This is a genomic window from Idiomarina sp. UBA4206, assembly GCF_002383015.1.
Lineage (GTDB): Bacteria > Pseudomonadota > Gammaproteobacteria > Enterobacterales > Alteromonadaceae > Idiomarina > Idiomarina abyssalis.
On sequence record NZ_DFTS01000014.1, the window covers coordinates 25,974 to 31,029 of the forward strand.

Sequence of the window (5,056 nt, forward strand, 5' to 3'; positions counted from 1 at the left end):
GATGGATGCACAACCGCTTAAGGATGATTACAGCTAATTTTCTGGTAAAAGATCTACTAGTGGACTGGCGAAAAGGCGAAGCTTTTTTTATGCAGCATTTGATTGACGGAAGTTTTCCGGCAAACAATGGCGGCTGGCAATGGAGCGCTTCGGTTGGTACCGATGCAGTTCCGTATTTTAGAGTTTTCAATCCTGTTAAACAAAGTGAGAAGTTTGATCCTGAAGGGGAATACATTCGTAAATGGGTACACGAGCTTAAGGAAGTACCAACAAAGTATATTCACTGGCCTCATAGTTGGCTTCAGCAACAAAGCAGTAATAACTATTGCGAACCCGTAGTTGAGCATAAGTTTGCTCGAGAGCGATTCTTAACAACGTTTAAGCAGGTGAAAAATGGATAACAGTGAATTAGTTGAAAAGTTAAAAGACTTTTACGACGAGCTAAAAACCGAAAACCTCGACGACTTAGATGATCTCTATCACGAGGAAATTTCCTTTACTGATCCTATTCAGCATGTGGTTGGGCTAGAGGATTTTCGTAAGTATTTAAAGCACACAATGGAGAATGTGGAATATTGCCACTTCGCATTTGATGATGAGTGTGTTGGTGAGGGGCAAGCTTTTCTGGCCTGGCAAATGCGTTATGCGCACCCTAAATTAGCTAACGGTATGGAAATTATTCTGCCGGGGGTTTCTTACCTGACTTTTGAAGATGGCAAAATTAGAGAGCAACGAGATTATTATGACCTCGGCGCCATGCTATACGAGCACGTGCCTCTGGTCGGTTATGTTATTGATAAAATTAAACAGAGGCTGACAGACGAATGAAAGTCTTAATTACGGGTGCTTCATCAGGTATTGGCCGGCAGCTTGCGCTGGACTATGCAGCCGACGGGAACATGGTTGTCGTTTGCGGCCGCAATAACGAGGCTCTTAGTGAGTTGCAGAAGCAATACCCTGAACAAATATCGTGTGCCGCTTTTGATATTACCAATAAAGAGTCTGCCAAGGCTTCGCTAAAAGAAGTCGAAAACATTGATGTCGCCATATTATGCGCGGGTGTCTGCGAGTACCTGAATGTTGCAGAGTTTGATGCGGACATGTTTGAGCGCGTATTTAAAGTTAATGTTTTTGGCACCATGAATTGTGTAGAAGCCTTGTTGCCACAGTTTAACGATTCAGCACATCTGGTTATTGTCGACAGCCTGGCTCGTCTTCTGCCTTTCACCAAAGCTCAGGCATACGGTGGCTCTAAAGCAGCAATGCATTATATTGCCAGAAGCCTGGAGGTGGATTTAAAGCCGAAAGGAATTAAGGTTCAGACAGTGTCTCCAGGCTTTGTTAAAACACCAATGACAGATGCCAATGATTTTGAAATGCCGATGCGCGTTGATGTTGAATTTGCGTCTCAGGCAATCATTAAAGGAATTAAAAAGGGTAAGCGGGATATCGCATTCCCGTGGCTCTTCAGCAGCCTTTTGAAATTCATGTCAATTTTACCCGAAAGCATTCAAGTTAAATTATCAGAACAAATGGCAAGGAAGCAGCAGTAATGAAGATAGCCGTTATAGGAAGTGGTATTGCGGGTTTAACAAGCGCTTATTATTTGAGTAAAGAGCATCAGGTTAGCGTTTATGAGAAGAATGATTACATTGGTGGCCATACCTGTACTCGTGATATAAAAATTAACGGTAATATGTTTGCTGTTGATACCGGATTTATCGTTTTTAATGATAAAACTTATCCAAGGTTCAAACGCTTACTAAGCGAACTAAAGGTCGTGTGGCGGGATACTGAAATGAGCTTTAGTGTGCGCGACCCGAAATCAGGGTTGGAGTTTAACGGCCATAATTTGAATACCTTGTTCGCGCAGCGAAAAAACTTGTTCAGCTTGTCATTTTATCGACTTCTAAAGGGCATTCTTAAGTTCAACGAGGCGGCTAAAAAGGCATTAGAAGGCGACGTCAATGAGCTTGATAATGTTACCTTATCGGAGTTTCTGACTGAACATGATATTCCGGCGCCCGTTTCTGAATACTATTTGCTGCCGATGGTTTCAGCCATTTGGTCGGCAAGCCTTGCAGATGCTAAGGATTTTCCCCTCGGGTTCTTCCTGCGCTTTTTTAATAATCACGGTTTGCTCAATGTCAGTGACCGGCCTCAATGGCATACCCTGGTGGGCGGCTCTCATGCCTATATACCAAGGCTGACAGAACCCTTTAAGGAAAGCATTCACTTAAACAGTGAGATCGTGACAGTAAAGCGGCAGAAAGAACAGGTTGTTTTAGTATTCAGTAGCGGGAAAGAAGAGTTTTTTGATGAAGTGATATTTGCCTGTCACAGTGATCAGACTTTGGCTTTGCTGCATGATGCAACAGAAGCAGAGAAAGACGTTCTGGGGGCTATTGAGTACTGTCCAAATGATGTCGTTCTTCATACCGATGAAAAATTACTACCGAAGAACCGGCGTGCCTGGGCGAGCTGGAACTACCTTCTGCGTGAAGAAGAGGCAGCAGCAATGCAACCGAGCTCTGTTACTTACAATATGAATATTCTGCAGGGGTTGCAGTGTGATAAGACGGTTTGTGTCACATTAAACAATACTGCGGCTATTGATCCAGAAAAAATAATTGAGGAATTCACTTATGATCACCCTCAATATTCGGTGGCATCTTTAAAAGCAAGAGCTAAGCGTGATCTTATTTGTGGTAAAAATAACACCCATTTTGCCGGCGCTTATTGGTATAACGGATTCCATGAGGATGGTGTCAGAAGTGCTATAGATGTTGTTAACAGGCTAAATGCCGCGGCAATTGAAAACTCATGAACAGCGTAATTTATTGGGGCGATGTTTTTCACGTAAGGCATCGGCCTAAGCACCACGCATTTAACTATAAGTTCCAGCAGTGGTGTATCGATTTATCTGAGCTCGACGACGTCCATCGTTTAAGCCGCTGGATGTCATGTAAAGGTTTTGCCCCTTTGTGGTTTCGTCGAAAAGATTACCTGAAAGATGAAGAGGGCACCCTGCATCAGGCGGCGTTGAAGAAAATGTCCTCCCTCGCTGGAAAAACGTTAACCGGTCATGTTTTTTTTGTGGGTAATATACGAACTTTTGGCATTTTCTTTAGCCCGGTAAACTTTTACTTTCTTCAGCAGGAAACCGGTGAATTTACTTATATGCTGGCTGAAGTTAGTAATACTCCATGGCTGCAACGCCATTATTATTTAGTTGATTTATCGGAAGACTCGCCTAAAACAACGAAACAGTTTCATGTCTCACCTTTTAACCCAATGGATATGACTTACCATTGGGAGATTACCCCGCCTAATGAGAACTTAAAAATTATTTTAAGTGCTCACCAGGAAAACAAAGATTTTGTTGCCGGAATGAAATTAAATCGGCAACCGCTAAACCGTAGTGCGATTTACCGCGTATTAAGAACAACACCTTTCATGGCCATAAAAATTATTGGTGGCATTTATTGGCAGGCGTTAAAGCTTTTTATCAAGCGGGTTCCATTTTACGGAAACCCTGGTAGTTAAATAATCAGAAGGCAAGTTTGTATGTCCAGTGGTGAAACGACTATGGTGGCGCCTATTCAATACGGCGTGTGGGATAAATTATTCCGAACTATCGCATTTAAATTATTAGCGCATTTGGAATATGGCCAGCTAACGATAAAAGAAAAAGGCACGTTCATTGATACCTTTGGTCATGCCGATAAAGAGCTTAGCGCTGAAATTGATGTTAAGGACTCTTCTTTTTATCGTCGCCTGGTAACCGGGGGAAGTATTGGTGCAGCCGAACTTTATATCGATAAGCACTGGGATACTCCCGATTTAACCGCTGTTATCCGGGTTTTTGCACGCAATTTGCCGGCGCTGGATAAACTGGAAACTCGTCTGGCTTGGTTAACTTTTCCGTTTAATAAATACCAGCATTGGAGTAACCGGAATCATAAAGGCCAGGCTAAAAAGAATATTTCAGCCCACTATGACTTGGGTAACGAGCTCTATACTCGCTTTCTAGACGAAGCGATGCAGTATTCAAGTGCATTGTTCCTGGATGCAGCTGATTCTTTAGAGCAGGCTCAATGTAATAAAATGAAGCGCTTATGCGACTCTTTGGCATTAAAACCTGACGATCATTTATTGGAAATAGGTACCGGCTGGGGTGGCCTGGCAGTTTACGCTGCGAAACATTATGGCTGCCGGGTTACTACAACTACGATATCAGAAGAGCAGTTTCAGTACGCTAAAGAGCAAGTTGAGGCCGCCGGTCTCTCCGATAAAATTGAATTGCTCAAACGAGATTACCGGGACCTGGAAGGGCAGTATGACAAGTTGGTTTCCGTTGAAATGATAGAAGCCGTTGGCAAAGAGTATTTGCCAACCTTCTTCCGTACCTGCAATAAGCTTTTAAAAGAAGACGGGAAAATGTCATTGCAGGCTATAACTATTGCTGATCAGCGTGCGGCATCGTACGCGCGCTCCGTCGATTTTATCCAAAAGCACATCTTTCCAGGAGGCTTTTTGCCTTCGTTAAGCCAGATGACTCAGCTATTTACGCGTTATACCGACTTAGTTGTTCGTGATGTACATGACTTTGGTCTAAGTTACGCAAAAACACTAAGACAATGGGAAGAACGTTTTAACAGCCACCAGAAGGAACTGGAAGAACTTGGCTACGATGAGCGGTTCTCGCGGTTATGGAATTATTATTTTAGCTATTGTGAAGGTGGCTTTCTTGAACAGCGAGTTTCTGTTGTTCAGGTTACGGCCAGCAAAGCGCAGGCTTACTAATGACTTCTATTCAGCACAAAATAGTCAGCTTCGTTCTATTTAACGCGTTGTGGTTTAGCGCTGTGGCGGGTCGTGACAGTTATATCATTCTTAGCGGTGTTCTGTTGGCATTGCAGTTTGTTTATAGCGTTGGGGTTGTCAAAGTCAGCTGGACTTTAATTCTGCGCTTATTCGCAGTTGGACTGTTACTGGAGGCCATAAGCATAAGCCTGGGGGTGATTGACTTTGCCGGCGGTTACTTCCCTTTATA

Annotated in this window: 7 protein-coding genes; all 7 read left to right on the plus strand. The window is 43.2% G+C overall.

Annotated elements, in window-relative coordinates:
* Positions 1-401, plus strand: a 401-nt coding sequence (locus B3180_RS02745) for an FAD-binding domain-containing protein (protein ID WP_286842903.1), incomplete at its 5' end; no start/stop codon positions are given.
* Positions 394-828: a nuclear transport factor 2 family protein gene (locus B3180_RS02750; RefSeq protein ID WP_054487575.1), complete on the plus strand. Its 435-nt coding sequence runs from the start codon at positions 394-396 to the stop codon at positions 826-828. The genes B3180_RS02745 and B3180_RS02750, both read left to right, overlap by 8 nt.
* Complete coding sequence (locus B3180_RS02755) at positions 825-1,553, plus strand: SDR family NAD(P)-dependent oxidoreductase (protein WP_199494692.1); 729 nt, start codon at positions 825-827, stop codon at positions 1,551-1,553. Before B3180_RS02750 ends, B3180_RS02755 begins: the two co-directional genes overlap by 4 nt.
* A complete protein-coding gene (locus B3180_RS02760; protein ID WP_222236910.1) occupies positions 1,553-2,827 on the plus strand; it encodes an NAD(P)/FAD-dependent oxidoreductase in 1,275 nt (424 codons plus the stop codon). Before B3180_RS02755 ends, B3180_RS02760 begins: the two co-directional genes overlap by 1 nt.
* Positions 2,824-3,546: a DUF1365 domain-containing protein gene (locus tag B3180_RS02765; protein WP_222236911.1), complete on the plus strand. Its 723-nt coding sequence runs from the start codon at positions 2,824-2,826 to the stop codon at positions 3,544-3,546. Before B3180_RS02760 ends, B3180_RS02765 begins: the two co-directional genes overlap by 4 nt.
* 21 nt (positions 3,547-3,567) lie before the next feature.
* Positions 3,568-4,806 (plus strand): SAM-dependent methyltransferase, encoded by a 1,239-nt coding sequence (locus B3180_RS02770; RefSeq protein ID WP_222236912.1) that lies wholly within the window; start codon positions 3,568-3,570, stop codon positions 4,804-4,806.
* On the plus strand, positions 4,806-5,056 hold a 251-nt coding region (locus B3180_RS02775), incomplete at its 3' end, for a DUF2878 family protein (protein WP_286842907.1). The genes B3180_RS02770 and B3180_RS02775, both read left to right, overlap by 1 nt.

Bases quoted from the DNA above. Each gene is read 5' to 3' on its own strand.
- B3180_RS02750 (WP_054487575.1), top strand. From the start codon at position 394: ATGGATAACAGTGAATTAGTTGAAAAGTTAAAAGACTTTTACGACGAG.
- B3180_RS02755 (WP_199494692.1), top strand. From the start codon at position 825: ATGAAAGTCTTAATTACGGGTGCTTCATCAGGTATTGGCCGGCAGCTT.
- B3180_RS02760 (WP_222236910.1), top strand. From the start codon at position 1,553: ATGAAGATAGCCGTTATAGGAAGTGGTATTGCGGGTTTAACAAGCGCT.
- B3180_RS02765 (WP_222236911.1), top strand. From the start codon at position 2,824: ATGAACAGCGTAATTTATTGGGGCGATGTTTTTCACGTAAGGCATCGG.
- B3180_RS02770 (WP_222236912.1), top strand. From the start codon at position 3,568: ATGTCCAGTGGTGAAACGACTATGGTGGCGCCTATTCAATACGGCGTG.